Below are 2,647 nucleotides of genomic sequence, written 5' to 3'. Positions count from 1 at the left end.
TCGGTAGATAACGATGAATGGCGTTTTGCTGATGACCAGTTCGCGGGTGCCATCGACGCGGCCGAGGCGTCCCATCTCGGGGTGTTCGATCAGCATGTCGGTCTGTCGCTCGATCTGATCGAGTTGGCCTAGCGCGGCGATCGGATTGTCCTCCGCGATGTAATCGATTGCGGCTCGTCGGGCGTGGCGAGCGCGGGGCGTCCATACCAACTCCATCACTTAGCGTTGCTCGCGATACGGGCCTGCAAAGCTTCGCGCTGACGCTGCATGTCATCTTTAACGACTTCGTGCGACACCCATGCGATCGTCGGATCGTCAGCCTCGGCTAGCCCTTGCTGAACCTGCTCACGGAACCATTTGTCGTGTTCCGCGGCTTCGTGAGTGTGCTTTAGCGCCTTGGCTCGGTCGGGCCTGGTCCTGGCCCCGGCTTTATCGTCCGGATTCCACTGCTCGACATCGAAGGAGCCGACAACGAGGCCAAGACCGCGCAACAGAGTCAGCGCCTGGAGCGGGTTGCCGAAACTACGGGGCTCGCTGCTGCGCGCCTTTGCAAGTATGGCCTCCCCGCCATTGCGGGTGTCAACCTGAACAAAAAATGCCCCACCTTGGGCTTTCAGGGTGACGCCAGCGATGCCGCCGGCATCGGTGGTAGCCCGCAGTTGCTCAAGTGTCAAAGTATGCATGGCATATCTCCCAGGGGCACGCGCTTAATTATTAGTAATGTACACGCTTAACAATTAACATGCAATCTTACTCCTTCGCAACGGCACCCTCGAACCAGCGTCAGCCGATAGCTGCTGTTCAGGCGCGTTCGGGCGCTAACTCCCGCTAGCTTCCGGGCACTGGAAACCGCATCCTCACCGGAAAACCGATCCATTCGGTCTGCCCTCACTCATGAACAAACCGCGCGAGCCTGATCCCCACACCACGCGCGCCAAACCTGCTGATACGCCGCCTCCATCTGCGTCGCGAAACGTGCCCCATCCATAAGCGGCGATTCACTCATCCTTCGCCGCAAGCCTTCCCGGAGTCGCGAGAGGCGAGGCAGGTCCGACGCGAGTTCAACTGCAACGCTAACAAACTGCTCGTCGCTTTGCGCCGCGAGTTCGTCAAGACCCAGGTTGGACAACTGGCTCAGGCCGGCACGCCCCGCGGCGGTCTGCCCGACACGTGTCACCACCGGCACACCCAACCAGAAAGAATCGAGACTCGTAGTGTGGCCGTTGTATGGGAAGGTATCGAGGACAAGATCAATTTCATGAAACGTCTTCAGATAGTCGGCACGAGGCCGGAACGCGACGAAACGCACTCGCTGCGCATCTATTCCGTGGTGTTCGATTCGCCGCGTCAGGTGCTCGCGAGCGCTGCCTCCGAACACCATGAGCACAAGTTGCGCCGATTCCAAACGCCGCATGACACCAACCCACATGCGCAATGTGTGGTCGCTGAGCTTGCAAGGGTTGTTCAGCCAGCCGAACGTCACGTGTCCGGTCGTCAGTGCGGGTAACCGGTTCACTGCGGGCAAATCCGTCTGTGGATCGTAGCACCAGAAAGTGTCGGCTAGACGGATAGGTCGTTCGCTATACTGAATATTGATTTCAGGTGGGTCGAGCCATGGATCGGTCAACCGATAATCGATCGCTTGAATGCCGGTCGTGCCAGGGTAGGCTAGCCACGCGATCTGGACCGGCGCAGGCTTGCGAGCAAACAACAGAGGGCGGCCATCGGCCATGTGCATGGCTAGGTCAACGAGAATATCGACTCGGTCCTCTCGAATCAATTGAGCGAGTTGCTCGTCATCGAGGTCCTGAACGTCGCGCCAGACGTCAGCGTGAGTTGCGATTCGCCGGGTCACGGCGTCTTGTCGTCGAACGCTCGAATAGCAGAATATCTCGAAGCGGGCGTGATCGTGATGCGAGAAAAGTGGCAGGGTAAATAGCGCCTGGCAATGGTCGCGGAAGTCCGCCGACACGTAGCCAATCCGCAGGCGCCGAGCAATCGTTGCGTCGTTATTATGAGGAATCCTCTTTGAACGGTACGGAGACTCGTGACGCTCTGACCACCGGTTGCATTCGTCGATAACCGGTTGCGCGTCTTCCGCCTGAAACACCAACGCATAGACGAGGTTGCTGTGCGCGATGGCGTTGTCGGGGTCGCTCGTAATCGCTTGTCGATAACTGGCGATCCCATCGTCGAGGCACCCCTTGTCTTTCAGGATATTGCCAAGATTGTTATGCGTGACAGAAGAGCCTGGATCGATGGCGAGCGCCTTTTTCAGTCTCGCCTCGGCTACATCCATGCGTCCAAGCGTGCGCAGGAGATTGGCTGAGTTGTTATACGCAGCGATAAAGTTCGGGCGCAGCCTGATCGCTGCGTCGAACGCGTCGGCGGCCAACTCATATTCGTTCAATCCCCTGCAGACATTACCGAGATTATTGCGCGCATCGGCATGTGCCGGATTGAGCACGAGCGCACGTTGATACATCGTCAAGGCTTCCCGAAGTCTGCCTTGCGCCTGCAGTGCGTTCGCGAGGTTGTACGCAGCTTCGGGGAATTGCGGGTCGAGTGTGAGGGCGCGCGTCATTAACGCTTCAGCCCGCGCGAAGGCCCGCTTGTCGTTGAGCGCTACCCCCAGATTTACCAGGCA

Annotated in this window: 3 protein-coding genes; all 3 read right to left on the bottom strand. The window is 58.7% G+C overall.

Annotated elements, in window-relative coordinates; translation table 11 throughout:
* The coding region (locus WCA53_RS08540; RefSeq protein WP_423907966.1) for a type II toxin-antitoxin system RelE/ParE family toxin at positions 1 to 216 on the bottom strand (216 nt) is incomplete at its 3' end.
* Complete coding sequence (locus tag WCA53_RS08535) at positions 216 to 683, bottom strand: hypothetical protein (RefSeq protein WP_423907964.1); 468 nt, start codon at positions 681 to 683, stop codon at positions 216 to 218. The genes WCA53_RS08540 and WCA53_RS08535, both read right to left, overlap by 1 nt.
* 209 nt (positions 684 to 892) lie before the next feature.
* The coding region (locus WCA53_RS08530) for a tetratricopeptide repeat protein (RefSeq protein ID WP_423907962.1) at positions 893 to 2,647 on the bottom strand (1,755 nt) is incomplete at its 5' end.

Origin of the sequence: Caballeronia sp. (assembly GCF_049581465.1) — a bacterium.
In the GTDB taxonomy this organism is placed as follows: domain Bacteria; phylum Pseudomonadota; class Gammaproteobacteria; order Burkholderiales; family Burkholderiaceae; genus Caballeronia.
This window is presented reverse-complemented; position numbering and strand designations above follow the sequence as displayed.